The organism is Streptosporangium longisporum, assembly GCF_039534895.1.
In the GTDB taxonomy this organism is placed as follows: Bacteria; Actinomycetota; Actinomycetes; order Streptosporangiales; family Streptosporangiaceae; genus Streptosporangium; species Streptosporangium longisporum.
This window is the reverse complement of the sequence record NZ_BAAAWD010000006.1, coordinates 1,477,360-1,503,313: the sequence shown is the minus strand read 5'-3', so window position 1 is coordinate 1,503,313 and position 25,954 is coordinate 1,477,360. Positions and strand designations below refer to the sequence as shown.

24 protein-coding genes, 1 tRNA gene and 1 riboswitch are annotated in these 25,954 nt (G+C 71.7%); of the genes, 10 read left to right on the top strand and 15 right to left on the bottom strand.

The genetic code is table 11. The annotated features are described in order from the left end of the window. Nucleotides 1-4: 4 nt before the first annotated feature. Genes ABD832_RS10985 through ABD832_RS10975 form a run of 3 tightly spaced genes read right to left on the bottom strand, consistent with a single transcriptional unit; the run spans nt 5 to nt 2,537 of the window. The gene (locus tag ABD832_RS10985) at nt 5-1,315 is read right to left on the bottom strand and encodes a PP2C family protein-serine/threonine phosphatase (RefSeq protein WP_344892197.1); all 1,311 of its coding nucleotides are present in this window, start codon (nt 1,313-1,315) and stop codon (nt 5-7) included. Beyond that, entirely contained in the window at nt 1,312-1,779 is a 468-nt protein-coding gene (locus ABD832_RS10980; protein ID WP_344892194.1) for an FHA domain-containing protein FhaB/FipA, read from the bottom strand. The genes ABD832_RS10985 and ABD832_RS10980 overlap by 4 nt, the downstream gene beginning before the upstream one ends. A 17-nt stretch (nt 1,780-1,796) precedes the next feature. Further along, on the bottom strand, nt 1,797-2,537 hold the full coding sequence (locus ABD832_RS10975; protein ID WP_344892191.1) for an FHA domain-containing protein: 741 nt from the start codon (nt 2,535-2,537) through the stop codon (nt 1,797-1,799). A 164-nt stretch (nt 2,538-2,701) separates the two neighbouring features. Here ABD832_RS10975 and ABD832_RS10970 point away from each other — a divergent pair. Further along, nucleotides 2,702-2,787, top strand: a tRNA-Leu gene (locus ABD832_RS10970). 357 nt (nt 2,788-3,144) lie between these two features. Here the strand turns inward: ABD832_RS10970 and ABD832_RS10965 are convergent. The 6 genes from ABD832_RS10965 to ABD832_RS10940 form a co-directional block, all read right to left on the bottom strand. Continuing rightward, the gene (locus ABD832_RS10965) at nt 3,145-3,417 is read right to left on the bottom strand and encodes a GlsB/YeaQ/YmgE family stress response membrane protein (RefSeq protein WP_344893429.1); all 273 of its coding nucleotides are present in this window, start codon (nt 3,415-3,417) and stop codon (nt 3,145-3,147) included. A 119-nt stretch (nt 3,418-3,536) separates the two neighbouring features. Continuing rightward, complete coding sequence (locus tag ABD832_RS10960) at nt 3,537-4,730, bottom strand: ice-binding family protein (protein WP_344892188.1); 1,194 nt, start codon at nt 4,728-4,730, stop codon at nt 3,537-3,539. 381 nt (nt 4,731-5,111) lie between these two features. Beyond that, entirely contained in the window at nt 5,112-5,771 is a 660-nt protein-coding gene (locus ABD832_RS10955; RefSeq protein ID WP_344892185.1) for a hypothetical protein, read from the bottom strand. A 1,982-nt stretch (nt 5,772-7,753) separates the two neighbouring features. Next, nucleotides 7,754-8,890 carry an ice-binding family protein gene (locus ABD832_RS10950; protein WP_344892183.1) on the bottom strand — a complete coding sequence of 379 codons (1,137 nt, stop codon included), beginning with the start codon at nt 8,888-8,890 and terminating at the stop codon, nt 7,754-7,756. Nucleotides 8,891-9,335: 445 nt separating this feature from the next. Next, nucleotides 9,336-10,370 (bottom strand): hemolysin family protein, encoded by a 1,035-nt coding sequence (locus ABD832_RS10945; protein WP_344892181.1) that lies wholly within the window; start codon nt 10,368-10,370, stop codon nt 9,336-9,338. Next, a complete protein-coding gene (locus ABD832_RS10940) occupies nt 10,367-11,854 on the bottom strand; it encodes a hemolysin family protein (protein WP_344892179.1) in 1,488 nt (495 codons plus the stop codon). Before ABD832_RS10940 ends, ABD832_RS10945 begins: the two co-directional genes overlap by 4 nt. Nucleotides 11,855-12,519: 665 nt before the next feature. On the opposite strand from ABD832_RS10940, the gene ABD832_RS10935 reads away from it, so the two are divergent. Further along, nucleotides 12,520-13,494: an LCP family protein gene (locus ABD832_RS10935; RefSeq protein ID WP_344892177.1), complete on the top strand. Its 975-nt coding sequence runs from the start codon at nt 12,520-12,522 to the stop codon at nt 13,492-13,494. 118 nt (nt 13,495-13,612) lie between these two features. Here the strand turns inward: ABD832_RS10935 and ABD832_RS10930 are convergent, their stop codons facing one another. Further along, nucleotides 13,613-14,260 (bottom strand): GOLPH3/VPS74 family protein, encoded by a 648-nt coding sequence (locus ABD832_RS10930; protein WP_344892174.1) that lies wholly within the window; start codon nt 14,258-14,260, stop codon nt 13,613-13,615. Nucleotides 14,261-14,434: 174 nt separating this feature from the next. Here ABD832_RS10930 and ABD832_RS10925 point away from each other — a divergent pair, with 174 nt between their 5' ends. From ABD832_RS10925 to ABD832_RS10910, 4 genes are all read left to right on the top strand, one after another. Further along, nucleotides 14,435-15,076: a DM13 domain-containing protein gene (locus ABD832_RS10925; protein WP_344892171.1), complete on the top strand. Its 642-nt coding sequence runs from the start codon at nt 14,435-14,437 to the stop codon at nt 15,074-15,076. A gap of 122 nt (nt 15,077-15,198) precedes the next feature. Continuing rightward, the gene (locus ABD832_RS10920) at nt 15,199-15,804 is read left to right on the top strand and encodes a TenA family protein (RefSeq protein WP_344892168.1); all 606 of its coding nucleotides are present in this window, start codon (nt 15,199-15,201) and stop codon (nt 15,802-15,804) included. Nucleotides 15,805-15,950: 146 nt separating this feature from the next. Beyond that, nucleotides 15,951-16,274: a rhodanese-like domain-containing protein gene (locus ABD832_RS10915; RefSeq protein WP_344892165.1), complete on the top strand. Its 324-nt coding sequence runs from the start codon at nt 15,951-15,953 to the stop codon at nt 16,272-16,274. Nucleotides 16,275-16,565: 291 nt separating this feature from the next. Next, nucleotides 16,566-16,678: riboswitch (TPP riboswitch) on the top strand. Next, on the top strand, nt 16,669-18,060 hold the full coding sequence (locus tag ABD832_RS10910; RefSeq protein ID WP_344892162.1) for a purine-cytosine permease family protein: 1,392 nt from the start codon (nt 16,669-16,671) through the stop codon (nt 18,058-18,060). (Overlaps the previous riboswitch by 10 nt.) A gap of 182 nt (nt 18,061-18,242) precedes the next feature. On the opposite strand, the gene ABD832_RS10905 is transcribed toward ABD832_RS10910, so the two are convergent. Next, complete coding sequence (locus tag ABD832_RS10905; RefSeq protein WP_344892159.1) at nt 18,243-18,827, bottom strand: methylated-DNA--[protein]-cysteine S-methyltransferase; 585 nt, start codon at nt 18,825-18,827, stop codon at nt 18,243-18,245. 125 nt (nt 18,828-18,952) lie between these two features. On the opposite strand from ABD832_RS10905, the gene ABD832_RS10900 reads away from it, so the two are divergent. Then, nucleotides 18,953-20,824 (top strand): PAS domain-containing sensor histidine kinase, encoded by a 1,872-nt coding sequence (locus ABD832_RS10900; RefSeq protein ID WP_344892156.1) that lies wholly within the window; start codon nt 18,953-18,955, stop codon nt 20,822-20,824. Between the two features lie 157 nt (nt 20,825-20,981). After that, nucleotides 20,982-21,431: an ATP-binding protein gene (locus ABD832_RS10895; RefSeq protein WP_344892153.1), complete on the top strand. Its 450-nt coding sequence runs from the start codon at nt 20,982-20,984 to the stop codon at nt 21,429-21,431. A gap of 206 nt (nt 21,432-21,637) precedes the next feature. Here the strand turns inward: ABD832_RS10895 and ABD832_RS10890 are convergent, their stop codons facing one another. From ABD832_RS10890 to ABD832_RS10880, 3 genes are all read right to left on the bottom strand, one after another. Then, a complete protein-coding gene (locus tag ABD832_RS10890; RefSeq protein ID WP_344892150.1) occupies nt 21,638-22,333 on the bottom strand; it encodes a YidC/Oxa1 family membrane protein insertase in 696 nt (231 codons plus the stop codon). 297 nt (nt 22,334-22,630) lie between these two features. Continuing rightward, nucleotides 22,631-22,897 (bottom strand): DUF6412 domain-containing protein, encoded by a 267-nt coding sequence (locus ABD832_RS10885; RefSeq protein ID WP_344892147.1) that lies wholly within the window; start codon nt 22,895-22,897, stop codon nt 22,631-22,633. Next, on the bottom strand, nt 22,894-23,061 hold the full coding sequence (locus ABD832_RS10880; RefSeq protein ID WP_344892144.1) for a hypothetical protein: 168 nt from the start codon (nt 23,059-23,061) through the stop codon (nt 22,894-22,896). The genes ABD832_RS10885 and ABD832_RS10880 overlap by 4 nt, the downstream gene beginning before the upstream one ends. Before the next feature lie 116 nt (nt 23,062-23,177). On the opposite strand from ABD832_RS10880, the gene ABD832_RS10875 reads away from it, so the two are divergent. Beyond that, a complete protein-coding gene (locus tag ABD832_RS10875) occupies nt 23,178-23,873 on the top strand; it encodes a response regulator transcription factor (RefSeq protein ID WP_344892141.1) in 696 nt (231 codons plus the stop codon). Beyond that, on the top strand, nt 23,870-24,997 hold the full coding sequence (locus ABD832_RS10870) for a sensor histidine kinase (RefSeq protein WP_344892138.1): 1,128 nt from the start codon (nt 23,870-23,872) through the stop codon (nt 24,995-24,997). Before ABD832_RS10875 ends, ABD832_RS10870 begins: the two co-directional genes overlap by 4 nt. Before the next feature lie 127 nt (nt 24,998-25,124). On the opposite strand, the gene ABD832_RS10865 is transcribed toward ABD832_RS10870, so the two are convergent. Further along, entirely contained in the window at nt 25,125-25,868 is a 744-nt protein-coding gene (locus tag ABD832_RS10865) for a hypothetical protein (protein ID WP_344892135.1), read from the bottom strand. Nucleotides 25,869-25,954: the final 86 nt, after the last annotated feature.

Here is a 25,954-nt window from a genome sequence, read left to right as displayed (position 1 = left end):
GTCTCTACTGTGACCTCGTGGATTCGGGGGTTCTCACGGGTGTGGGCGACGCCGAGGCGCTGGGTGTGGCGCTCGGCTTCTTCGCGCCGCCGGATCCGGCGGCGGTCGTCTTGAGCTCCTCGATCTTCTTCAGGCCCGCCTCGACCCCGGCCACCGGGATGCCGTCGCGCACCTGACCCTGCTGGAACGCGCCAAGGGCCGAGACCGACTCCGTGGTGCTCTTGGCCACGTCGAACAGCTCGAAGGGGCCGACGTTGGTCTTCACGCCCTGAAAAACCACGATCTCGTTACCCCTGGCCCCTACGAAGTACTGGTCCTCCAGCCACTGGCTGCCGAAGTACCAGCCTAAGCCGCTCCCGAGCACGACGACGCCGCCGGCCGCGGCCAGCAGGGGCCACATCCGGCGGCGTCGGACGGGCCGGGCCGCGGCCCTGATGATCGGCTCGTCGGGGTCGTCGTCGGAGATCACCGGCTGCGGCATGGTGACCGCCCCGGCGGCACGGCCGGCAGGGGTGTCCGGCGGTTCGGACGGCGCCCCGCCGGAACCGGCGGCGCCGACCACGGCGGCCTCGGTACGCGGCGTGAAACCCTCGTCGACCTCCAGCACGTCGGCCACGACGCAGGTGATGTTGTCGGGACCGCCGCCCCGGTTGGCCAGGTCGATCAGGGCCCGCACCACCCCCTCGGGATCCTCGATCGTGGAGAGCGTGTGGTGCAGGGTCTCCGCGCTGACCACCCCGGACAGGCCGTCGGAGCACAGCAGGTAGCGGTCGCCGATCTGGGCCTCGCGCAGGGACAGGTCGGGGTCGACCTCGCCGCTGCCGTCGAGCGCCCGCAGCAGGATCGAGCGCTGCGGGTGGGTGGCGGCCTCGTCCTGGGTGATCCGGCCGTCGTCCACCAGCGACTGCACCAGGGTGTGGTCGTGGGTGATCTGGTAGAGCTCACCCGCGCGCAGCAGGTAGGCCCGGGAGTCGCCGACGTGGACCAGGGCGACCCTCGTACCGGACCAGAGCATGGCGGTCAGGGTGGTGCCCATGCCCTTGAGGCTGGGATCCCGGCCCACCATCTCGTGCAGCCTGCGGTTCGCGTCGCGTACCGCCGCCTCGATGGCGCTGAGCAGGTCACCTCCCTGCGCGTCCACGTCGAGCGAGGACATCGCGGCGATGGCGACCGAGCTGGCCACCTCACCGTGTGCGTGGCCGCCCATGCCGTCCGCGACGGCGAGCAGGCGGCCGCTGGCGTAGGCGGAGTCCTCGTTGCCTTCGCGGAGGAGGCCGACGTCTGAGCGGGCGGCGTAACGGAGTGCGATGGTCATTTGCGCAATTCGATGACGGTCTTACCGATGCGGATCGGAACACCGAGCGGCACCGGAGTCGGACGGGTGACTTTGGAGCGGTCGAGATACGTGCCGTTGGTGGAGCCGAGATCTTCCACGATCCACTGACCGTCCTGGGGGAAGAGCCGGGCGTGCCGGCTGGAGGCGTAGTCGTCGCTGACTACCAGCGTCGCGTCGTTCGCCCGGCCGATGGTGATGGGCGTCTCCGTGAGATCGATGGTGGTGCCTTGGAGGGGACCACCGATGACGACCATCTGGCGTGGTTCCCCCTTCTTGGATTTGGCCGCGGGTTTCACCGGCTTGGGGGCCTTGCGCGCGGGGACGGCGACGGCCGTGCGCGAACCGAACAAGTCTGTCCGGATCACACCGACCGCGGCAATCACGAAGAACCACAGCACCGCGAGGAAGGCGAGCCGGATCAGCAGCAGCGTGAGCTCGGACATGGACCGTCTGTTTACCTTTAATCGCGCCGGAAAACCAGAGTCGTGCGCCCCAGCGTGACACGAGTGCCGTTCTGGAGCTCGACCCGGCGAACCGGCTGGCCGTTGACGAAGGTGCCGTTCGTGGAGCCGAGATCGACCAGCGCGACCTGGGGGCCCTCCACTCGCAGCTCGGCGTGGTGCCGGGACACACCCGGATCGACCAGCCGTAGATCACAGTCGGTGCCCCTGCCGAGCAGGGTCACCGGGGTCGTGAGGTCGAAGGACCGCTGGCCCTGCGGGTCGTCCTGGGTGGAGACCAGCAGGCGGGGACGGCCCTGAAAAGCCTGCCGCTTCCCGGGGGGCACGTCGCTCACCGGTGTGCGGATCTCGTCCTGCTCGACCGTCGCGCCGCGGATCACGCCGGAGCGGATGCGGAACAGGCCGACCGCGAGGTCGTCGGCCATCTCGAAACGGACCCTGACCGGCCCCACGAAGGAGTATCCCTGTTCCTTGGCGTACTCCCTGGCGAGGTTGGCCAGCTCGTGACTGATGCTGTCGGCGTAGACCTCCAGGCGCTCACTGTCGGTCGTGGACAGCTCGACCACGAAGTCGTTGGGCACCAGGGTGCGCCCCTGGGCGACGATCGCCGCCCGCTCGTCCATCTCGCGTTGGACCGCACTGGCGACCTCTACCGGCTGAAGGTCAGATTTGAACGCCCGCGCAAAGGCGCCTTCGACCAAGCCTTCGAGCCTCCGCTCGAAACGCTGAAGGACTCCCACCGGGTACCTCCCCTCCTCCGTCTATGTGGTCGCGGTCGCTCGGGGGCTTGTCGACTCGTCCTCGCTCTCTCGCACCCGCTGCTCCGCTCTGGCATCTAGGAGGATCGTATCCGGGTTCATGGGTAACGGCTGATCCGTGCTAATGTTTCGACCGCACCCAACAAGGGCGGGTGGCGGAACGGCAGACGCGCACGGTTCAGGTCCGTGTGTCCGAAAGGACGTGAGGGTTCAAATCCCTCCTCGCCCACCAGGATCCACCGGTGAAACGGGTGGGTCCACAGTGACGAAAGAAGGCCTCGGTTCGCAAGAGCCGGGGCTTCCTTGTTTTCCAGGGTCTTTCAGGGTGTCTGTGCACGAGCAAGATCTATCCGGACCCGCTTGCAGACGGCTTTCGCGTGACTTGCGCCGTTTATTACGCTGACGGCTGAGAGCCGTGACGAACCGCGGGCCCGCCGGGCCTCGTCGACCGGCCGCCCCGTCCCACGACGCCGGCGGTCGCGGCCCGGGATCCGGGCCGCGACCGCCACACGTCACGGCACGCCGGCGCACGCTCGCCCCGGATCTCTCCGGTTCACCCCGGATTCCTCCCGGGACGTACGCCGAGCGGTCAGCGGACGCCGCGCCTGCCGTACATGCCGGCCACGAGGGCGACGCCGGCGGCGGCGAGGGCGACCTGGATGACGATCTCGATCCAGTCGATGCCCCTGGTGTCACCGACTCCCAGGGCGTTGGCGAGGAAGGACCCGAGCAGGGCCGCCACGATACCGATCACGATGGTCAGCCAGATCGGGATGTTCTGCTTACCGGGGACGACCAGCCGTCCCAGAATGCCGATGATGGCACCGATGACGATGGCGGTGATGATGCCGGTAACTGTCATGTCCACACTTCCTCATTGATCGACTGCAAGCCGTATGCCCCTGGCGAGGGGCATGATGCATAACGGAACGACGACACCGGGTGAACATCCCCGCACGACCTCGGCGCGACCCCCGCCCGTCAGGCGACCGAGTGGGTGATGGTGGCGGTGTAGATCCCGGTGACCACCCCCACCGGCAGCGTCACGGTGATCGTGGGGTCCCAGGTGGCCGAGTTGTTCCCGATGCCGTCGGAGGCGGAGAAGGCCACGCGCTCGGAGCCCAGGTCACCGGCGGTCCCGGGGGTGAAGGTCGCGTCGCCGGTGGTCCGCGTGGCCGCGCCCGGCGAGTATCCGACGAGTTCCCCGGGAATCGTCTCGGACTCGGTGCCCTCGCCGGTGGTGAAGTCCGTCGAGCCGACGGTCACCACCCAGGTGGCGGGTGAGGCGCCGCGCTCGTCGGTCACGGTCACCTCGCCCAGATTGTTCGACGGGCCGCTCCGCCCGGCCGTCACGGATCCCAGGTCCGCTGCCGCAGGCACGCTGATGGACAGGGGGCCGGGGGCGGGGGCGGCGGGGGCGGTGACGGTGCCGGTGTCGAGGGTGACGGCTCCGTTGCGGGCCAGCAGGCGGCCGTCGACGGTCACGCCGGTGGTGGCGGTGATCGAGGTCAGCGCGAGGACGGTACCCGCGAGGTCCGAGCCGGTGCCCAGTGTGGCCGAGCTGCCCACCAGCCAGAACACGTTACGTGCCCGGGCGCCGCCGACGAGGGTGACCGTGCCGGCGGAGGCGGTGATGAGGGTGGACGCGGTCTTGAAGATGAAGACCGCGTCCGGGTCGCCCTGGGCGTCCAGGGTGAGCTGCCCGGTGATGCCGAAGGTGCCGGCCGCGGAGGTGTAGGTGCCGGGGGTGACGGTGGTGCCGCCCAGCTCGGTGGGGATGACGGCGTCGGAGGGCTGGGCGGCGGCGTCGTCGTAGGCGACGGTGAGGTCGGCCTGGGCCTGGGCGGCGGCCGTGTCACCGGCGTGGACGGTGCCGCTGACGGTGCCCGGCGGGAAACCGGTGATGGCCGTGCCGGGGCTCACCCCGAGATCACCGGTGAGCACGGTCGCGCCGGTGTTGGTGACCGTGCTGGCCCCCAGGACCGCGAACGCGCCGGCCGTCCCCAGCTCCACCGGCTCCGCGACGCTCAGACCGGGCCGCGCGGCGGCGAACGTGATCAGGAGGGGGACCAGGAGCACGATCATCAACGCCGGGACCACCCCGGTGGGAGGGCGGAGCCCGGTCGGTCTCGAAGCGCCGGTACGTCGCGGCGGCACCGAGACGGAAATCCTCATGCGTCCCTCACCCACGAGTGGCGTCACCGGGAAAGGCTCCGATGACCGCGGAGCCCGGCGGCCGGTTGATCTCGTTGTAGCACCCGATCGCACCGTCACACCGACGACGTGCCGTCCGGTGGGCCGGTCTGTCCGAGCGCTTTACCCGCGAGGGTGATCGCTCTCGGTGCCCTCGTACGCCGGGCCCGTCTGCGGGGTCCTCCCGGGACGGTGAGCCGGCCTGTCGCGGGCGGGCCGGTCTTTCACGGGCGGGCGTTCTGCGGGCGGGCCGGTCTTTCGCGGATGAGCCGGTCTTTCGCGGGTGCGGTGGAGCGGACGGAGCGGTGGAACGGCCCGTGAGCCTGCCGGGCCGTTCCGGCGCTCCGTTCCGTCATGTCGCCGTCATGTCGTCGCGACCGTCTTGCGCGTCCCGAGGAACTCGAAGTCGTAGACGGTGTTGTTCACCTGAAGCCCGTCGATCGCCCCGATGAAGGGGCCGTCCGTGCTGGCGAACCCCAGGCTGAAAGTGATCACCGCGTCCGGCAGCCTGGCCTTGAGCTCGTCGAACGTGCACGGGGTGGCCTGGGTACAGGCGATCAGGGTGCCCGTCGCCCCGGTGGCGTACCAGGCGCTACCGGCGGCACCGGCGTCGTACTGCTGCCAGGTGTTGACCGTCGGCGTCGCCGGAGCCGACGGGGCGGTGGACGCCTCCGGCAGGTAGATCAGCTTGGTGACGTCCGTCGTCCCCACGTTGGGGTCGGCCTCGATGGTCAGGGAGGGCAACGACACGTCCGCCATGGAGTCGGTGCCCGCGAACACCCAGTACCTCAGGGTGGTGATGTCCCCGACCGGCAGCTCCGCGAAGTCGGTCTCGTTCCCGAAGGCGATCTCGTCGGGTTCGTCGTCGACGATGATGCCGATGCTGCCGCTGCCGTAGGGCGGTGGCACGTCGGCGGCGGAAACGGTGGGATCCGTGCGGGCGTACGGGCCGGTGCGGTAGACCGCGCTGGGGTCCCCCAGCGTCTCGCGACCGATGATGCCCCACGTGTCGTCGGCGCACACCGTCTCTCCGACCGGGCCGATGGGTCCCGCGGGTCCCGCCGGTCCGGTGAGGCCGGTCAGGCCCGTGAGGCCGGTGGCGCCCGCGGGTCCGGTCGGCCCTTCGGGTCCCGCCGGTCCGGTCAGGCCGGTCGGTCCTTGAGGGCCGGTGGCTCCTTCGGGTCCCGCCGGTCCGGTGAGGCCGGTGGCGCCCGCGGGTCCTTCGGGTCCGGTCGGCCCTTCGGGTCCCGCAGCTCCGGTCAGGCCGGTCGCTCCCTGGAGACCGGTGGCCCCCTCGGGTCCTGCGGGTCCGGTGAGGCCGGTGGCGCCCGCGGGTCCTTCGGGTCCGGTCGGCCCTTCGGGTCCCGCAGCTCCGGTCAGGCCGGTCGCTCCCTGGAGACCGGTGGCTCCCTCGGGTCCCGCCGGTCCGGTGAGGCCGGTCGCTCCTTCGGGGCCGGTCAGGCCGGTCGCTCCCACGGGTCCCGCAGGCCCTGTGGGTCCGGTGAGGCCGATCGGTCCCTGAAGGCCGATGGCACCCGCCGGTCCTGTCGCTCCCGTCAGGCCTGTGGCTCCTGTCGATCCGGCGGGTCCGGTCAGGCCTCTCGGTCCCTGGAGGCCGGTGGCACCTACCGGTCCTGTCAGACCTGTGGGTCCGGTCAGGCCGGTGGCGCCCGTCGGCCCGGCGGCCCCTGCGGGCCCGGTCGAGCCCGTCGCTCCTGCCAGGCCCGTCGGTCCCGCCGGGCCGGTGGCACCCGTCGTTCCCGCAGGTCCGGTCAGGCCCCTCGGCCCCTGGAGGCCGGTGACGCCCGCCGGGCCCTGTGAGCCGGTCGCACCCGTGGCACCCACCAGGCCTCGCAGGCCGGTGGGTCCTGTCGCACCCACCGGGCCTCGCAGGCCCGCCGGTCCCGCCGGTCCCGTCGCACCCGTCGTGCCCGTGGGGCCGGTCGCGCCCGTGGCACCTTTCGCACCCGTCGCTCCCGCCGGGCCTCGCAGGCCCGTGGCCCCCGTGGCCCCCGTGGCCCCCGTGGCCCCCGTGGCCCCCGTGGCCCCCGTGGTGCCGGTGGCACCGGCCGGTCCTGCCGGGCCTGTGGCACCCGCTGGTCCTGTGGCACCCGCTGGACCTGCCGGACCGATGGTGCCCACCGCGCCCTTCGGGCCTACCGGCCCCATGGGACCGCCATGGCCCCGCTCACCCCGATCGCCGGCGCCCGGCAGCATCCTGCCCGCCGGTCCTGTCCTGCCGACCGGTCCGGACTTGCCCAAAGGGCCGGTGGGACCCATACGGCCGGTGGGCCCCATCGGACCCGGCGGTCCCATCAGGGCAGCCCCCGGCCCTGCCGGACCCACGGGACCGACAGGGCCGACGGGGCCGGTCGGACCTTCCGGCCCTGCGGGCCCCGCGGGGCCCGGCGCACCGTCCGAGCCCGCGGGACCGGCGGGGCCCTCAGGGCCCGTCTCGCCTCGTGGTCCACGTCGTTCCCGCGTCCAGCGCGGATGGCACGAATCACAGACACGCGGGCCGCGTGCGCACGCGCAGCACTTTCTTCCGCATCGACGAGGACCACAGCACCGCTTCCGGCAGTGACCCTTCACATCCGCCTGAGGATGGTACGGGTGGAACCCTCGCCCGCATGCCGCGGTCGTTCTTCCGAAGCCGTCGAACCGGCCGGAACCGATAATGCCCGCTTTTTCGCCGGAGGAGTTCGCCGCCGCCGTTTCCGGTGCGGCGAGAAAGGTCCCGATCGCGGCGACCGCGATACCCAGGAGCCGAGCGCCCCTGCCGGGACGCGAGACCGCGATGAATCTGTCTCGATGAGAATTCATTTCGTTTCCATGTTGCTCGGCGGCTCGCGGAGACGATGTCCGCAATGCCTGATCGGTGGCCACCGTGGAGCCACCCGGAGAGGCTTTGAAATGCGTCGTCCCGGCCGAGGCCGGGGCCGGGGTGCTCGCGTGGGGTGCGGGAGCCGTGGCGGACGTCCGGGCAGGGCCGTGTCGTATTCCGGTCAGGTGTTTCGCCGGGGAACGGACGACCTCGTCTGGAGGCCGCGGCGGACCGCCTGTCCGCCCGCCTGTCCGCACGCCGGTACCAGGCAGAAACCACTGGCGTCCACGTCCTGCGTGAACACCGCCGACGTGCTCGGATCGAGCGCGTCCGTACCCGGGAAGACGGCCGTGATCTGGCGTGCGCCCTCGGCGAGGCCGCTCACGGTCAGGTCGGCGTGACCCGTGGCGTCGAGCTGGGCGGTACCGAGGCTGACCCCGTCGGCGAAGAACTCGACCGGCCCGGAGGGAACAACCGCGCTCGAAGATCTCACCGTCGCGGTGAAGGTGATCGGGCCCTGCTGCGTCATCGCGCACGACGAGTTCACCGTGGTGGTGGTCGTCCTCGGCGGATCGACCGCGCACTGCGACACGGTGACGGTGTCGGAGTCGAGGGTGACGGCTCCGTTGCGGGCCAGCAGGCGGCCGTCGACGGTCACGCCGGCGCCAGCGGTGATCGAGGCCAGGGCGAGGACGGTGCCCGAGAGGTCGGAGCTCGCGCCCAGCGTGGCCGAGCTGCCCACCAGCCAGAACACGTTGCACGCCTGCGCGCCGCCGGTGAGGGTGACCGTGCTGGCGGAGGCGGTGATGAGGGTGGAGGCGGCCTTGAAGATGAAGATCGCGTTCGGGTCGCCCTGGGCGTCCAGGGTGAGCTGCCCGGTGATGCCGAAGGTGCCGGCCGCGGAGGTGTAGGTGCCGGGGGTGACGGTGGTGCCGCCCAGCTCGGTGGGGATGACGGCGTCGGAGGGCTGGGCGGCGGCGTCGTCGTAGGCGACGGTGAGGTCGGCCTGGGCCTGGGCGGCGGCCGTGTCACCGGCGTGGACGGTGCCGCTGACGGTGCCCGGCGGGAAACCGGTGATGGCCGTGCCGGGGCTCACCCCGAGATCACCGGTGAGCACGGTCGCGCCGGTGTTGGTGACCGTGCTGGCCCCCAGGACCGCGAACGCGCCGGCCGTCCCCAGCTCCACCGGCTCCGCGGCGTGCGCGGCGTGCGGTGCCGCCGCCAGGGTTCCCACCGCGACGGCGATCGCGACGATCCCGTTCCACCAGGGGGACGGGATCTTTCGTGGTACGGAGAAGGAAGGTCTTTTGTTTACCATGATTCTGTTCTTTTCTTTTGATTTTTCCCGTCCACGCGCATTGTCGACGATGCGCAATTAATTCGGATCATACTGATGAGTGGCGTCGTTTCCGTCGTACGACATGCGCGGGGAACCCCGATGTGCGTATCCGTCCGCTACATATCCGGTAAGGGAAAATGGAGATCAATCGCAGGATTTCGTATTTTCCGCGCCACACCATGAGGGGACGGAATCATGGTCCCGGGAATCGTTCACCGGGATCCGGGACGGAGGGCTCACTCCGGGGAGCCTCGCCGTGACGCAGACGCAGACGCAGACGTGGCCGTGGACATGGCCGTGGACATGGCGGCCGGCCGCCTCCACCACCATGGCCACGGTCGGGGCAGCGGGAACGGTACGAAAAACAGTGTGGTGACGGGCCGCCGTCTCGGCGGCCCGTCACCACGGTGGAAGGGAAAGCCCGCTATCGGGCCGTGAGCGCCCGTACGTCCAGGATCTCGCCGAGCAGGTCCGTGAGGCTCACCATGCCGATCACCTCACCGCCGCCGTCGGTGACGAGTCCCAGGTGGGCACGGGCGTCCTGGAGGGCCGAGACCGCGTCGGGAATCGTGGTGCCCGCCGCCAGGCGGGGCACCGGGCGGGCGAGCTCGGCGGGAGTCGCCTCGGGACGGACCAGGACGTCCCTGACGTGCACCACGCCCAGCACGTCACCCGGGCGGCCGGAGGTGACGAGCATGCGCAGGTGCCCGTCGCGGGCGGCGACCTCGCGCATGTGCGCCCCGGTCGCGTCGGCGGGCACCGAGGTGGTCTCCGCCAGCGGCAGCATCAGCCGTTCGACGGGCTGCTGGTGGACCCGCAGGGCCCGGGTGAGCAGGTCGTGCTCGTCGCGGTCGAGCAGGCCCATCCGGCCCGACTCCCCGACCAGCATCGCCAGCTGGACCGGGGTCCTGGTGGTGGCCAGCTCGTCCTTGGGATGCACCCCGAACAGCCGCAGGATCTGGTTGGTCAGGCCGTTGAGCGTGGCGAGCACCGGACGGACGACCCAGGTGAACCCCCGGAACGGCAGGGCCAGGCCCATCGCCGCGGTCTCCGGGTGGGTCAGCGCCCACGACTTGGGCGCCATCTCTCCGACGACCATGTGCAGGAAGGTGACGAGGGCCAGCGCGATCACCAGCGAGATGGGCACCTGGAGCGACTCGGGTACGCCGACCGCGGCGAAGACCGGCTCCAGCAGGTGCTCGATGGCGGGCTCGGTCACCATGCCCAGCCCGAGCGAGCAGAGCGTGATGCCGAGCTGAGCCCCCGCCAGCATCAGCGAGAGCTCCCTGCCGCCGCGTACGGCGGCGCGGGCCGTGATCCGGGTCAGCCGGCCCCCCTTGGCCGCCAGCTCCTCCAGGCGGTGCCTGCGGGCGGAGATGACCGCGAACTCGGCGGCCACGAAGAAGGCGTTGCCGATCAGCAGGGCCACGCCCAGCAGCAGTGCCGCCGTGGTGCTCATCGTCGCCTCCCCCCGCTCCGCTCGATCATGGGCGCCTCGGGACCGCGTTCGATCATCCGTGGCCCGGATGTCATCGCCTCGCCGTCTCTGCCGGCGTCCGTCGCCGTTCCCTCCGCCGCGTCCGTCCCGGTGTCGTCGTCCCCGGCGGGCGGGGCCAGCGAGAGCCGTACCCACTCGGGGACCCTGCGGTGCACCGACAGGACCGTCAGCACCGCGTCCTGCTCGTCGGCCCTGTCGTTCTCCAGCGGGTCGTTCTGCACGGTCAGCGTCACGGTCACCCGGTCGCCCGGCTCGGCCATCCGGCCGAGGGTGGCGAGCACCAGGCCCGCGGCGGTGTCGTAGTCGTCGCTCTCGGGCAGCTGCAGGCCGATGGCCCGCTCGATCTCGTCCAGCCGGAGCGTCCCGGGCAGGTCCCAGGTGCCCTCCTCGCCGGCCACGACCCCGGCCGGTTCGGGGTCGTTCTCGTCGATGAGCTCGCCGACGAGCTCCTCGGCGAGGTCCTCGACCGTGACCACTCCGGCCAGGCCGCCGTACTCGTCGATGACGCACGCCAGGTCGTCACGGGCGACGCGCATGCGCTCCAGCACCACGGGCAGCGGCAGGGAGGTGGGCACCAGGAGCGCGGATCGGGTGATCTTCTCCAGCGTGCCCTCGGTCAGCCCGGACCTCAGCAGCTCGCGTACGCCGGTGACCCCCACCACGTCGTCGCCGTTCCGGCTGCACAGCACCGGGTAGCGCGAGTGGCCGTGGGTGCGCACGGCCTCGATCAGGTCGGAGATGGGCCGCTCGTCCCTCAGCAGCACGACGCGCGGGCGGGGCACCATCACGTCCTCCGCGGTGCGGTCGCCGAACTCCAGCGCGCGCTTCAGCAGGTCCGACAGCCGCGGCGGCAGGTCACCGGCCATGGCGGAGTCGGAGATGATCCGGGAGAGCTCCTCGGGGCTGGCGCCGTGCTCGATCTCCTCCACCGGCTCCACGCCGACCAGGCGCAGCAGGCCGGTGGCGGCGGAGTCGAACAGCCGGATGACCGGCCCGGCGATCCGCAGGTAGATCATCGTCGATCGGGCCAGGAACTTCGCCACCGGCTCCGGACGGGCGATGCCGAGGTTCTTGGGGGCCAGCTCGCCCAGGACCATCTGGATGACGGTGGCGACCGCGACAGCCAGCGCAACGGCGATGCCGGGTACGGCCCCCGGCGGCACGCCGGCGCTCTCCAGCCAGGGGCGGATGACGGAGGCGATCGCGGGTTCGGCGATGAAGCCGACCAGCAGGGCGGTGACGGTGATGCCGAGCTGCGCGCCGGACAGCATGAACGACAGGCGCCCGGTCACCACCAGCGCCCGTGCGGCGGCGGCGTCCCCGGCGTCGGCCTGCTCGCGGAGCACGCCGCGGTCCGCCGCGACGAAGGCGAACTCCTGGGCGACGAAGTAACCGGTGGCGAGAGTGAGGAGAAGTACGGCCAGCAGGCCCAGAGCCGTGTTCACCGGAGGATGCTCCCGACCGGTTCAGCGGGTCCCGTGCGCGTGCACGGGCAGGTACTCCACGGGTCCGCAGTGGACACGATCATCCTTTCGAGCAGAGGTAGTCCTCTACCGTAACGATCCGGGTGGGCCTTGATGTTTCCGGATCGGCTGTCGATCGCATTATTGGTGGCTAACCACCCCTATGAGTACTTTTGCATAAGGAAACCTTGGTGACCCGGCGGCATGCGCGTGAGCCACGACGTAGCGTCGATAATGACGTTTTCACCAAAGATCGAGAAGTGGCGGGACACGACGTGGCTGACAGGCCCGAAGACGACGATCGCACTCGTGCGCTGCGATCGCCCACGCCGGGGTCCGTGCCGCAGGGAGCGGCCGGACGGCCCGCCCCTCCCTCGCGAGGCGGGCCGGCGTCGCCCCTCCAGGAGGTGACGGCGCCGCGGCGCGGGGCCTCCGGCCGTGAGGCGTCCACCGGGCAGGAGGCACCCGAACAGGTGCCGCGTCCCCGGGGAAGCTCGCGGGTGTACGGCAAGGCCAGGCCGGGTTCCAGCCCGGTCAGGCCGTTGAAGTCGTCCTCGGCCCCGGCCCCCGGCGTCCCGGCGCCCGCGGGCCCGCGGGCGGGAGGCCCGGGAGGTCCGGAAGGTCCGGCAGGTCAGGGAGGATCGCGCGTGTCAGGCTGGCGGCCCAAGCGTCCCGGACGGCTCGCGGTGCGGATCCTGGCCGGTGTGGTCGTCGTGCTGCTGGTCCTGGCCGTCGGCGGGTACTTCGTGGTCAGCTCGCGGCTGGTCACGATCGACGCGCTCGGCGACTACGAGGGACGTCCCGCCGACACCCCGGGCACCAACTGGCTGCTGGTCGGCTCCGACAGCAGGGCGGGCCTGACCGCGGCCCAGCGCAAGAAGCTCGCCACCGGCAAGGCGGTGGGTCGCCGTACCGACACGATGATGCTGCTGCACATCCCCGACGGGGACGGCCGCCCGACCCTGGTCAGCCTCCCGCGGGACTCCTACGTGCCGATCGACGGCCACGGCAGCAACAAGCTCAACGCGGCCTACGCCTTCCAGGACGGCGGGCCCAAGCTGCTGGCCAGGACCGTGGAGAAGGTCACCGGGCTGCGGCTCGACCACTACATGGAGATCGGGTTCGGCGGCTTCGTCGGCATCGTCGACGCCATCGGCGGCGTGGAGATCGACGTCAAGCAGGCCATCAAGGACCCCAAGGCCGGGATCGACCTGAAGAAGGGCCGGCAGGTCATGGACGGCGGGACGGCCCTCGGCTACGTCCGCACCCGCGCCACCGGTGACCTTCCCGACCTGGACCGGACCCAGCGCCAGCGCCAGTTCTTCTCGGCGGTGGTGAAGAAGGCCGCCAGCCCGGGCGTCCTGATCAACCCCTTCACGTCCGTCCCGCTCGCGCTGAGCGCGGCCGACTCGGTGTCCGTGGGCGAGGAGACCGGGGTGTTCAACCTGCTCTCCCTCGGCCTGGCCATGGGCGACAACCCGGTCACCACGGTCGTCCCGATCGGTTCCCTGCCCACCATCGACGGCCAGGACGTCATCAAGTGGGACCGGGAGAAGGCCCTGCGCATGTTCGAGGCGCTGGCCCAGGACAAGGCGGTCCCCAAGGACGTCCTCCCCAAGTAGGCCTTCCGCGTAGGCCTTCCGCCGGGCGGGTGATCCGCCCGGCGGGTGAGGCCGGGCCGTCGGGGGTCCGGTGGGAGCCGGTGTGGGTCCGGTGGGGAGAGCGGCCGAGGGGCCGGTCTCAGCTGGTCGTGGTGGTGACCACGGCGCTGGCGATCACGGCCGTCATCACGGCGGCGTTGACGGCGGCGATGGTGTCGGAGACCGCCTTGCCGGCCCATCCGCCCTCGACGATCTCCTTGATCCGCTCCTTGCTCGCGTCGGGGAACGCCTTGCGGTCGATCTTGGCCGCGTGCAGGATCGCGATCAGCACCGTGACCCGCTCGTCCGGGACGGCACCCGACAGCACGTCCCGCACCCGCTCGCGGATCTCCAGCTCGACACGCGGATCGCGCTCGGGGTAACGCGTGCTCGGGAAGATCCCCAGCACCTTGTGCCGCTCCTCGTCCAGCACGCCCCGCTCCGCCAGGCGGGACAGCAGGCGCTTGCGGAGCTTGTCGGTCTGGAGCTTCTGCACCCACCACTCGGGCTTGCGCGCCTTGGTCTCCGCCGCCATCCGCGCCAGCGGCCCGTCCAGCTCCTCGTCGCCCAGGGGGGTCGCGTCGCGGACGGTCGCCTTCTTGTCGGCGAGGTCGATCCGCCCGGCGACGGCGAGCTCGCCCAGCAACGCGCCACCGAGCGCGGCGTTCAGCTCCGTGGAGCCGATGAGCTGCTTTCCGTCCTGCTCGCCGTACGCGAGCAGAAGCACTTCCTCTGCGATCGTCGTCATGGCCCAGACACTACGTCGCGGCCCTGGGGCGGGCGTAAGCACTCCGTAAGCGATGGGCGTGCCCGTCGGCGATAGCGTCGCCACGAGGTCGCGGGAACGCCCGTCGGCCTCGTTCCCGGGCCGGGGGCCTCGTTCCCGGGCCGGGGCCCGAGGACTCGACGCTGGAGGTGTCCGATGAGGATCAAGAGGTTGCTCCGGCATCCCGTCACCCGGGTCGTGCTGGTGGTCGGCGCGGTGGCGGCCGGTGTCGCCCTGTACCTGTTCCAGCCCTGGCGGCTGTTCACCGTCGTGGAGGTGAACGAGGCGCTGCCGGTCGCGGACGCGCCCTCCTCCCCGGGAGCCCCGGGGGCCTCGGCATCCGCGGCGCCCCCGGAGTCCGCGGCGTCATCGCGGTCACCGGCGCCCTCGGCGTCTTCGGCGGACGGCGGGACGGACGGGCCCACCCGCCCCGCCGAGACCTCCTCGGCACCGAAGAGCCTGGCCACGGGCACGTTCGTCTCCCACGAGCACGACACCGCCGGTACGGCGAAGGTGCTGGAGCTGCCCGACGGGAGGCGGATCCTGCGGATCGAGGACCTGAACACCTCCGACGGCCCGGACCTGAGGGTCTGGCTGAGCGACCAGCCCGTCAAGCAGGGAAGGGCAGGGTGGTTCAACCTGGACGACGGCAAGCACCTCGAACTGGGTGAGCTGAAGGGGAACAGGGGGAACGCCAACTACGCCATCCCGGCCGGGGCCGACCTCGACGACCTGAAGAGCGTGACCGTCTGGTGCAAACGCTTCAGCGTCTCCTTCGGCGCCGCCGCCCTGAGGTGAGCGCGTCCTGTGGTGAGCGCATCCTGTGGTGACCGCGTCCTGAGGCGACCGCGCGCCTCCGGGAGCGGGGGCCGGGACCGTCTCGGCGCGGGCGGACGCCCGCCTGGCACAATGCCCGGACTATGAGCGTTTCCGAGGAACTGCATGTCATCGGCCGCCCGCTCGTCGAGGCGCAGCTGGCCCACCCGACGGTGGCGGGCATCGCGCGAGGGGACCTGCCCGAGCCGGTGTTCCGGTCCTGGCTGGAGCAGGACTACCTCTTCCTGCTCGACTACGTGCGCGTCTTCTCGCGGCTGGCCTGGCAGGCCCCCGACGGACACCTGGGCGACCTCGTGGACCTGGCACACTCCACCTTCCACGATGAGCTGAACCTGCACCGGTCCCTGTCGGCCGGGTTCGGCGCCGACCTCGACGGGGCGAGGAAGGGACCGGCCTGCGCGGCCTACACCGCATTCCTGCTCGACTCCGCCGCGGTCTACGCCGACGGCCTGGCCGCGCTCTATCCCTGCATGTGGGGATATTCCACCCTCGGCAGGAGGCTGGCCGAGAACCCGCCCGAGGAGCCGCGCTACCGCGCCTGGGTCGACACCTATGCCCACCCGGGCTTCGCCGAGCTGACCGGGCGGATCGCGGTGATGATCGACGAGGCGGCTCCGGACCCGGACCGGGCCCGGAGGCTGTTCACCGAGGGGATGGCTCACGAGACGGCCTTCTGGGACGTGCCCTGACCTCGTTCCTGCCCGTCCTCCGGCTTTGTGGCACCGGATGACCGACCGTGCCGGTTCGTCCTTCGTCCGGGAGGATCGAAGGTCCGGATGAGGGCGTCCGAGTGGCTTTGCGCCCCATCGGGTGGCAGAGTTGGAACAATGAGCGCATGAGTGTTCCTGAGGTCGAGGTGCAGGCCGTGCCGGATGACGCGTTCCTGCTCGACGTACGCGAGAACGACGAGTGGCGTGCCGGGCACGCGCCGGGAGCCGTCCACATCCCGATGGGAGAGTTGCAGGCCCGGGTCGGTGAGGTGCCCAAGGACGCTCCCGTCTACGTGGTCTGCCGGGTCGGCGGCCGTTCGGCGAGCGCCACCGCCTGGCTCAACCACGGCGGCTGGAACGCGATCAACGTGGAGGGCGGAATGCGGTCCTGGGACTTCGCCGGTCGCCCGATGGTCGCCGACGGTGGTCACGACCCGTTCGTCGCCTGAGCCGCACGGACCACGGAGCCACCTGAGCCGTCCGGGCCGTGGAGCCGCTCCGACCGCGAAGCCGTCCGGGCCGTGAAACCGCTCCGACCGCGAAGCCGCCCGGATCGTGAAGCAGTCCGGGTCGGGAAGTCACGCCGACCGCGGAACCGCTCCGGTCGCGGAGCCGTCGGGCAGCCGATCCACCCGGGGCGTGGAGCCGCCGACGGACGTCCGTGCGGACCCGGCACTGGCCGAACACGGGCCTATGGTGCATCATGATGGGCGCGAGCTGGGGCGATCCCGGCTTCGCGTACCACCCGACGCGGGAGCTTGGGGCAACCAGGCTGAGAGGGCAGCTACAGCTGCTGCCGACCGCATGAACCTGTCCGGGTAATGCCGGCGTAGGGAGCATGTGATGGCGTCTGCCGCCGTTGACTCTGCGAGTTCCACGAATCCGGGGGCGGCCGAGGCCCCCCTGACCCTCGACGAGGCCCCTCCCCGGGCGCTCGGCGTGCTCGACCAGGGCGCGCTCTGGGCCAACCTGGGCGTCAGCCTGCTCGGCTTCTCCGGCGCGATCGCGCTGATCGACCCGCTCGGCGACCGGCCGCTGAGCCTCGTGGCCGCGATCGTGGCCGCGGTGGTCGGCAGCCTCGTCGGCACCGCGATGGTCGGCCTGGCCGCCATCCCGGGCCAGCGGACCGGCGCCCCGGCGATGGTGCTGCTGCGCGGGCTGTTCGGGGCGAAGCTGTCCTACCTGCCGACCGTGCTGAACATCGTCCAGATGATCGGCTGGGGCGCCTTCGAGCTGTGGGTCATCGCCCAGGGCGCGCAGGCCATCGCCGGATCCTTCGGGGTCGAGGTGCCGTACCCGGTCTGGGTGGTCATCGGCGGGGTGATCACCACCGCGCTGACCATCCGGCCGCTGGGAGCGGTCCGCCTGCTGCGCAGGTACGTCACTGCCGCCGTGGTGGTCTCGATGATCTGGTTCCTGGTCGCCCTGTTCCAGCGCGGCCCGGCGATCGGTGGCGGGTCGTGGGAGGCGTTCGCCCCCTCGGTGGACTACGTGATCGCGCTGTCGGTCTCCTGGGTGCCGGTCGCGGCGGACTTCGCCCGGTTCTCCCGCTCGGGCAGGGCCTCCTTCGCGGGCGTCGTCGGCGGCTACACGATCGCCCAGGTGGCCTGCCTGGTGCTGGGCATCGCGGCGCTCGCGCTGGTCGGCAACGACCCGGACAGGGTGTGGGAGCCCTTCGTGGCCGCGGCGCTCGGCCCGCTGTTCTTCGGCGTCCTGGTGCTGCGCGAGACCGACCAGTCGTTCGTGAACGTCTACTCCACCGCGACCTCGCTGCAGAACCTGCTGCCCCGGCTGGACCGCCGGGTCATCTCCGTCGTCATCGGCGTGCTGGTCACGCTACTCGCGATCTTCGTCAAGGCGGACACCTACACCGGTTTCCTCGGCGTCATCGGCGCCGTCTTCGTCCCGATGTTCGCGGTGCTCGTGGTCGACTACTTCCTGCTCGGCGGTGCCGCGCACTGGGACACCTCCGCCGGCGCGCCCTCGCGCGGCCTCATGGTCGTCCCCTGGGTGCTGGGCTTCGCGGCCTGGTGGATGCTCACCGCGCTGCCGGTCGCCCCGGAGCTGGCGTGGTGGACCTCGTTCTGGACCGGTGCCCGCGACCTGATCGGGTTCACCCGGCAGCCGTGGATGAGCGCGGCCGTCGGCGCGTTCCTGGTCGCCGGGCTCGTCACCCTGGCCGTCGGCGCGCTCCAGCGCCGCTCCCGGGGCGCCGGACGAGGCGGGAGGCCCTGACCGTACGGGAACGAGGGCGACGGGGGCTTCCGGCCGTGCGGGCAGGAGCCTCCGGCGTGAGCGGGCGGGGGTCTCCGGCCGTGCGCGAGCGGGGTCTCCGACGGCGCGGGCGAGGCTGCGGGAAGCCGGTCGTGCAGGACGGGCGAGGCTGCGGGAAGCCGGTCGTGCAGGACGGGCGAGAGCTACAGGACGCCGGACCCGCGGGCGGCCGCGGTGGACTCGATGTGCAGCAGCCGCTCCTTGGCCGCCGAACCCCCGGCGTACCCGCCGAGGACGCCCTCGCTCTCGACCACCCGGTGGCACGGCACGATGACGCAGACCGGGTTGCTGCCCAGCGCGTTGCCCACCGCGCGCAGCGCCCGGGGCCTGCCGATCCGCTCGGCGATCTCGCGGTAGGTGGTCACGGTCCCGTACGGTACCGAGAGCATCATCTGCAGTACGGTCCTGGAGAACTGGGTGGCCAGGCGCAGGTCGACCGGTGTCGCGAAGGCGCGGAGCCGGGCGGAGAAGTAGGCGTCCAGCTCCCGGCGGACGGGGTCGAGGCGCCGGGCGTCCGGTCCGATGAAGGTGCCGACCTCGCGGCTGACCCGCTCGAAGACGACGTTCTCGTCCTCGTAGCTGCAGGCCACCACACCCCGGGCGGTGACGGCCAGGGTGAGACGCCCCAGCGGCCCGTCGAGCGTGCCGAACGCGATGTCGGGATGACTCGTCCCGACATAGTCGGGCGAGGTCACCCGTAGCAATGCATCGATGTCGCCGGATGACATGGCCCCACCCTTTCGTATCCAGGTGTGTGGTGACCGCAGAGTATCGGACGGATCGCCCGGCCAGTGGCAACACGTGCGGGCCGAAAGTGCCAAGATCAGACCGGTCGAGACGGCACTATGGGTGGGTGGTGGACTACAGGGCCGGGATCGCCGGGGGCATCGGCCGCGAGGTCGTCGCCGCCGCGCCCAACGCGATCGTGGCCATCGACCGCGAGCAGACGGTCCTGGCGTGGAATCCCGCGGCCGAGCGGCTGTTCGGCTGGCCGGCCGGGGAGATGATCGGCCGCCGGGCGCCGGTGGTCCCCGAGGAGCTGACGGCCGAGCACAACGCGGTCCTGGAGAAGGTCCGGATCGACGGCCAGGTGTCGCTGCGGACCAGGAGGTTCCGCCGCGACGGCAGCCTGCTCGACGTGCGGGTCGACACCGGCGCGCTCTGCGGGCACGACGGCACCCTGCTGGGGTACGTCAGCGTCTACCACCTGGCCCAGGACGACGAGAGCGCCAACGACCGCAACGCGCGCCGCGGCCGGCTGGTGCGCCGCCTCACCGACGTGGTCGCCGACATCAACGCCGAGCTGGAGCTGCCCGCGGTGCTCGACCGGATCGCGGCCAGCCTCGCGGAGCTGACCGGGGCCGACGCCGGTGGCTTCGTGCTCATCGAGGGCGACCGGCTCCGCCTGGTGGCCCGGCACAACCTTCCCGACTCGATGCGCGACTCCACCGCCGACCTACGCACCAGCCTGGTCGGCAGGCTGCTGCGCGAGGGCAGGACCCTCATGCTGGAGACCGGCGACCAGGCCCGGCTGGACGAGCTGATCTGGTCGCGGCTGCCCGGCCTGCACACCGTCGCGCTCGGGCTCGCGTCCATGGGCGGGCGGCCGTACGGCGCGCTGTACGCGCTGTTCGCCAAGCGCAAGGCGGGCCACCTGGAGCTGGAGCTGCTGGAACTGCTGGCCGGTCACGCGGGCATCGCCGTGGGCAACGCCATGGCCTACCAGGAGGCCCTGCGGCAGCGCGCCCACGAGCGGGCGGTCTTCGACGCCAGCGCCGACGGCATCGCGGTCCTCGACGACCTGGGGCGGGTCGTCCAGTGGAACCCGGCCGCGAGCGAGCTGACCGGCTTCCACGCGGCCGAGGTGATCGGCGGGCCGCCGCCCTTCCGGCTGCCCGCGCCGGGGGAGAAGCTCACCATCCAGCTCCCCTCGGGGACGTGGCTGGACGTGCTCTGCGCGGAGATCGTGGAGACCGGCGAGATCGTGGTCGACTTCCGCGACGTCACCCGCGCCAAGGAGCTGGAGGAGGCCAAGGACCTCTTCCTGGCCACCACCAGCCACGAGCTGCGCACCCCGATCACGGTGGTCCGGGGGTTCGCCGCCACGCTCGACGCGCGCTGGGACGGCATGACCGACGGCGAGCGCCGCGCCGCCGTGCACACCATCGCCGAGCGGGCCCGTTCCCTCGGCCAGCTCATGGACCACCTGCTGCTGGGCGCGCGGGCCGGCGCGGGCGAGCTCACCCTGCGGATCGAGGGCTTCGACCTGGCCGAGTCGGTGCGCTCGGCCACGCTGGGGCTGCCGGTCCTGTCCGACCTGCACCGGGTGGAGGTGGACGTCCCCTGCGACCTTCCCCTGGTCTCCGGGGACGCGCTGGCCACCGACATCCTGCTGGGCCAGCTTCTGGAGAACGCCTTCAAGTACTCCCCGGACGGCGGCCTGATCAGGGTCCAGGCGTGGGTGGAGGGCGAGCGGGTGGTGCTGGTGGTCGACGACGAGGGCGTGGGCATCGCGCACGCCAGCCGGGAGCGGGTCTTCGAGCGTTTCGTCCAGGCCGACAGCGGTGACCGCCGCAGGTTCGGCGGGGTCGGTCTCGGCCTGTACATCGTGCGCAGCCTGGCGCGGGCCCAGGGGGGAGAGGTCTCCGCCCATCCCCGGCCCTCGGGAGGGACCCGGATGAGGCTCGCCCTGCGGATCGACGACACGCCCGGCGCCCATACCTGATCGACACGCCGAAGCGGTAACGAGACCGTAACGGATGTGCTGATCTATTGTCGAATGTGCACAAGCTGTAGTTGACACTCGGTTTCCATGGCTGCGTAACGGGGCATTTCGGTCGTACTGGGGTGAGTTCCTCAGGGGGGTTCAGGGATACGGGGAGGTGAGTGCGTCGAGCGTCGTGTTGTTGCCGTATGCACCGTCCAGCGTCGCTGTCGCACGCCAACGCCTCTGCTCTGACCTGCAGGAACGGGGCGTGTACAAGGACGCGGTGGAGGACGCGGTGCTCGTGGTCAGCGAACTGCTGAGCAACGCGCTGCGTCACGCACACCCGTTGCCGTCGGGGCAGATCAGGGTGTCTTGGGAATGGAACGAAGAACACGTCGAGGTCGCTGTGAGTGACGGCGGCGCGGCGACCGAACCGAGGGCCGGGCGCCCGGCACTCTCCTCCCTGGGAGGACGGGGCCTCGGAATCGTCGAGTATCTGGCCTCCACATGGGGGGTCAGACACGAAGGGGGCGTGACCACGGTGTGGGCGGTGGTCACGGTGGCCGACACGATGGGTAACGGCCGTGTCTCCACTCCCGAGCCCGCGCTCAGAGAGTGCGGCTGACCCCTTCACCGGATCCGCCCGCGATCTCCGTCCCGTCCCACCTGTCATGGGACGGGACGGGACCCCCACCGGCCCCTCCGGATCACCCGCTCGGACCACCGGCCCCCTGCCGGGCACCCGCTTCCTCGGAGACCACCGGCCCCCTGCCGGATGACCCGGACCCGGGTACCGGTGACCGTTCGGCCAACCGGGTGCCGGTGGCCGTTTCAGCCGGCGGTGAGCGCGGGACGGTGCAGGACCGCCCGCTCCCCGGCCGTCCACGCCGTGCTGATCAGCAGGTAGATCCCGGCCGCGAGCGGCAGCACCATCGCGGCGAGGACGGTTCCGTACGGGAGCAGGGGCATCAGCCGGCGCAGTGCCGCGGGCTGGACGTCCGGGCTCATCGTGCGCCGGATCCTCCGGGAGGTGATCCACGCCACGGCGACGAGCAGCACGAACAGACCGGCGAAGACCAGGGTCGGGCCGCTGAGCAGCCCGAAACCGGCCACCGTACCGGCGAACTGCTGCCCGAGCGGCACCCCGAGAAGCCCGTGGGTGAGCAGCGCGTTGGCCTGCCCGGCGATCGCCGAGGAGATGAAGACCTGGTAGGTGACCAGCAGGAAGGGCGCCTGGGCCAGGGACGGCAGGCAGCCGGCGAGCGGGGAGGTGCCCTCCTTGGCGTAGAGGGCGGACAGTTCCTTGCGGAGCCGCTCGGGATCGCGCTCGTGGCGCTTCCTGAGCCGCTGCACCTGCGGTGCGAGGCGGACCCGGGACCGCTCCCCCCGCGCCTGCATGACGCTCAGCGGCAGCAGCAGGAGGCGGACGAGGAGGGTGAACACGATGATCGCCAGCGGGGTGGAACCCAGCGGCTCGGCGAGCGAGGCGATCAGACCGGCGGTGAACCCGATGACGGGGTCGAACATGACGGAACCCTTCTGAGCGGAATGAAGACGGCACAGAAGGCGCCCGCGCGCCACAGGGGGATCTTTCCGGTACGCGTGCGCGCCGCGCGCCGACGAGGCTCGTGCCATGGGGCACGCCACGGCGCGGTGCTCACGGCGCGGTGCTCATGTGAGAACGACGGTCCCCGTACGAGACGGGCCGGTGTTCACACGAGACCGGCGGTGCCCGTACGAGAGCGACGGCTCACGTGCGAGCGACGGCTCGTACGACAGCGACGGCTCGCGCGGGATCACACGCGTATGCGGAAGGAAGAGGGGTCACGCGGGCGCCGGGCCCGCCGAGGGCGCCCGGGGCCGGGGCCTGCCGGCCGCGTCGGGGTCACGCTGCCGGACGAACATCGTCCGTCTCGCCCGGTCGCGCCGGGACAGCAGCGACTGTGGCCCCGTGTCGGAGAAGACGGGTGCGGGGCGCAGTGCCCAGGCGAGCAGGAGCACGCCCAGCCCGACCACGGCGACCGCCGCCGGCGCACCGCCTCCGTCGAGCATCCAGACGGCCAGCGTCTGGAGGGTGAGCAGCAGGTTCACCTCTTCAACCTGGCCACCACCGTGACCGCGGCGACGACGGCCAGGGCCACCAGCGCCAGCACGAGCGCGAGCTTCAGCAACCCGAACAGAGCGGGCAGCACGAACCCGAACACCACGTAGAGCGCGAGCAGGACGCCCAGAACCGCCATCACGATACGACCCATGCGCTCCACCGTACGTCGGCCGAGCAGGCCGTGAGCGGCTTGATCATAACGATCGGGGCGCGCATGGACCGGCGCCGGGATCGAGGAGTGGTCCCGGCGGGCCTACCGTGGGGGCCATGAGCGCGCGGATTCTGGTGGTCGACGACGATCCGATGGTGGCCGAGGTCGTGGCCCGCTATCTGGAACGTGACGGTCACACGGTCGAGTGCGTCGGCGACGGCGCCGAGGCGCTCAGGCGCGCGCTGGCGGACCCTCCCGACCTGATGGTGCTCGACCTGATGCTTCCCAAGCTGGACGGCCTGCAGGTGTGCAGGAAGCTCAGGGAGCGCTGGCCGGTCCCGGTGATCATGCTGACCGCGCTGGGCGAGGAGATGGACCGTGTCGTCGGCCTGGAGACCGGCGCCGACGACTACGTGACCAAGCCCTTCAGCCCCCGGGAGCTGGCCCTGCGCGTGCAGTCCGTCCTGCGCCGGGCCCGCGGCGCCTCGCTGCCGGCCGGTACCGGGGTGCTCAGGGACGGTGACCTGACCGTCGACGCCGGCGCCCACGAGGTGAGGTTCCGCGGCGAGGAGATCATGCTGACCGCCCGCGAGTTCGACCTGCTGGCCCACCTGATGCGCAACCCCCGGCAGGCCTTCAGCCGTTCCGCCCTGCTCGACCAGGTCTGGGGCTGGTCCTTCGGCGACTCCTCCACGGTGACCGTCCACGTCCGCCGGCTCCGCGAGAAGATCGAACCCGACCCGACCGTGCCGCGGCGGATCGTCACCGTCTGGGGCGTCGGCTACCGCTACGAGCCGCTGGCGGAATCGTGATCAACGAGATGGCGCTGATCGTCGCGGTCACCGCCGGGCTCGGCCTGCTGGTCGCGCTGGCGGGGCTGGGCGCGATGTGGATACTGCGCGAACGGTCGATCGGCGCGATGCTCACGGTGGTCGCGGTGGTGACCGTCGTGGCGACGCTGGGCGGCGTGGTCGCCATCACCCTGAAAATGATCATCGAGGGTACGCCGAGGGACATCGTGCTCAGCGTGGTCGCGATGGGCGGCCTGGTCGGCCTGGGCGTCGCGACGGTGCTGGCCCGGCGGGTGGTGGCGGCCAGCCGCAGGCTCGTCGACGCGGTGCACGCGGTACCGGCCTCGGGGGAGTTCACGCCGCCCACCGGCCTGCCCGCCGAGCTCGGCACCATCGCCGTGAGCCTGGACCACGCCTACCGGCGGCTGCGCCTGGCGGGCGAGCGGGAACGGGCCCTGGAGAGTGCCCGCCGCGAGCTGGTCGCCTGGGTGAGCCACGACCTGCGCACCCCCCTGGCGGGCATGCGCGCCATGGCCGAGGCCCTGGAGGACGGGGTGGTCTCCGACCCCGGGACGACCGGCCGCTACCACCGGCAGATCCGCCTGGAGGTGGACCGGCTGTCGGGCATGGTGGACGACCTGTTCGAGCTGTCCCGGATCCACGCCGGGGCGCTGCGCCTGTCACGCGGCAGGATCGGCCTCGGTGACCTGGTCGCCGACGCCCTGGCCGGGGTGGAGGAGCTGGCCAGGGCCAAGGGGGTACGGCTGACCGGCGAGGTCGACCCGGTGATCCCGGTCCAGGCCGACGCGGCCGAGCTCTCCCGGGCGCTGCGCAACCTGGTGGTCAACGCGATCACGCACACGCCCGGGGACGGCACCGTCGTGGTCCGCGCCTCGGCCGGGGACGGGGTCGCCCGGCTGTCCGTCACCGACTGCTGCGGCGGCATCCCCGCGGACGACCTGCCCCGCGTCTTCGACGTCGCCTTCCGCGGCGAGACGGCCCGTACCCCCACCGCCGACGGCACCGGGGCGGGTCTCGGCCTGGCGATCGCGCGCGGCATCGTCGAGGCCCACGAGGGAGAGATCGGCGTCGTCAACTCCGGCCCGGGCTGCCGTTTCGAGATCAGGCTGCCCCTCTCGGCGTGAACGTCCCGGCCGGTCCCACTGGGCCGGAACGTCCCGGCCGGTCAGGGCGTCGCGGCGTCCGGGACGGGCCGGGCGGCCTGGGCCGCCACGTCGTGCGAACGGCCCCAAGGGCCCGCTCCGGTCGTCCTCACGTCCCGCCGGAACCGAAGCCGGTGTCGCCCGCGTCGCCGGAACCGGACCCGGGACCGTCCACGCCACCGGATCCGCCCCCGGCCTCGAAGCCCGGCCCGGACCCGGCCTCGGTCCCGGATCCGCTCGCGAAGCCGGACCCGGATTCGGACCGGGACACGGTCCCGTTCCCGGAGCCCGACCCGTTCGCAGACCCCGGCCCCGATCCGATACCGAGGTCGAGGGCGCCCCGGTCGCCGCCGGTCCCGGACCCGTTGGCGGCCGGTGCGGACGTGACCTCGCCGTCGGGCCGTACGGAGACCATGAGGGTCATCTGCGCGCACTCGCCGTCGGTGTCCGGCTCGACGTGCTGGAAGGAGGTCAGCCTTCTGGTGGTGCCGAGGGACTCCACCATCGCCCGGAACGTCGGGCACGGCCACCGCCACATGCAGCTGCGGCAGCGCAGGATCGGATGGGCCGCGTCGCTGGTGATGCCGCCCGCGTCGCGCGGCTGGTGCAGGTCGAGCAGCCGGACGCCCAGCGTGGCGAAGTCCAGGAGCTCCTCGCGGGCCCCTTCGAGGAAGTCGAGGTCCTCGATCGACAGACGGGTCCTGATCGGCACGTGTCCCTCGTGGTTCACCAGGCCGCGCAGCGAACTCGCCGCATCGCGCCACGAGGTGGCCTTGCCGGTACGTGTGATCATGGACTCCAGGTGCTCCTGGAGCCGCTGCCGCTGGAGATCCTCGGGTAGGTCGGTGTTCATGGGTGGTTCGAGCCCGTTTCTCGTGACTCAACGGCCACCGCTGCGGTAGCGCAGCGGCGATCGGGAGGTGGCGGGTCCCCTCCCTG